Source organism: Moorena sp. SIO4A1, from assembly GCF_010672065.1.
Taxonomy (GTDB): domain Bacteria; phylum Cyanobacteriota; class Cyanobacteriia; order Cyanobacteriales; family Coleofasciculaceae; genus Moorena.
Window position 1 is genome coordinate 1 of the sequence record NZ_JAAHHX010000811.1, and the last position, 1,300, is coordinate 1,300.

2 protein-coding genes are annotated in these 1,300 nt (G+C 37.2%); both read left to right on the forward strand.

Going from position 1 to position 1,300, the window contains the following annotated elements; translation table 11 throughout:
* Positions 1-162: 162 nt before the first annotated feature.
* Positions 163-402, forward strand: coding sequence for a hypothetical protein (locus F6K53_RS43105; protein WP_293086815.1), 240 nt, complete (start codon positions 163-165; stop codon positions 400-402).
* Positions 403-422: 20 nt separating this feature from the next.
* The coding region (locus F6K53_RS43110; RefSeq protein WP_293086817.1) for an MATE family efflux transporter at positions 423-1,300 on the forward strand (878 nt) is incomplete at its 3' end.

Here is a 1,300-nt window from a genome sequence, read left to right on the forward strand (position 1 = left end):
TCTTGACCAGTTATCAGAATTGTTCTTGATCTGAGTTGTCTTTCTATCCTGTGTTTCATAGAAAGTGGAATTTTTTAAATCCCATAATTGTTTTTTTAAATTAAGCTGAATTTTTGTTAATATTTACTCTTAAAAATACCAATAAAGTTGATAGTTGAGCCGATGAAACTTGCCCGCTTAAACTCAGACAGTCTTCTCCCCCGCTTCTACAGGCTTGCGGTCATTAATACCCTCTCCAATATCATGATTCCCTTATCGGGCTTGGTCAGCGTTGCTTTCCTGGGACATCTGACAGAAATTCGTCACTTAGCAGGAGTTGCAGTCGCAACGGTTTTGTTTACCTATCTTTACCGACTTTTACACTTCTTGCGGATGGAACGGGAGCGACGGCTCAAGCTGTAGGCAAAGATGACCGCGAAGCCATGTTATTAGTGGGTTTACGTAATGGATTGATAGGGTTGGTACTGGGTATATTAATTGTTATTTTACAATATCCTATCGAGAAAATTTGGTTTCTTATACTCGATGCTCCTGATGAAGTTAAATCTTCTGGTATTGCTTATTTTAATGCCCGTATTTGGGGTGCTCCCGCAGTGGCACTTAACTTAGTCGTGATCGGTTGGTTATTAGGAAAAGAAATGAGTGGTAAGGTGCTAGTGATAACAATCATTGGCAATTTAGGCAAAATAATCAAAAATTATTTTGCCATTTTTAAATGGCATTGGGGCAGTATGGGAGCAGGTTTTTCTGCTTGTTTGAGTCAATACTTAACCTTATTGGTGGGAATCTTATTTGTCAGTCAGGATGTTCGATTCCAAGAAATTCATCAGTTAAGTCATTGCATTTGGCAGCGTTCAGGATTTAAAACCGTTTTTGCTGTTAATCGAGATACTTTTATTAAGATTTTAAGCAATCGAGCCAGCCTTGTTATTTTTACCAATATCAGTGCGGCAATGGGAACGCAGATTTTAGCAGCAAATGCCTTAATGATCGAAGTGTTTTTGTTTACGATCTCTTTTATTGAGGGTTTTGGATTAGCCGCAGAAACCCTAACAGGAAATTTTGTAGGTCGTGGAAAACGCGATCGCTTACCTTCTTTAGTTGGAGTTACAGTAGGAACGGGAGTTTTATTCGCACTAATTTTTGCTGGTATTTCCATCGGGTTTCCTCATACTGTATTTATAATTTTAACTAATCATCTGGAAATTATTTACGAAATTAAAATATATGTTTTTTGGTTACTTCCACTTCTTATATTTAATGCTATTGCTTTTATGTTTGATGGATACTTTATTGGTTT

Coding starts and splice junctions, on each gene's coding strand:
- F6K53_RS43105 (WP_293086815.1), top strand. CDS start 163: ATGAAACTTGCCCGCTTAAACTCAGACAGTCTTCTCCCCCGCTTCTAC.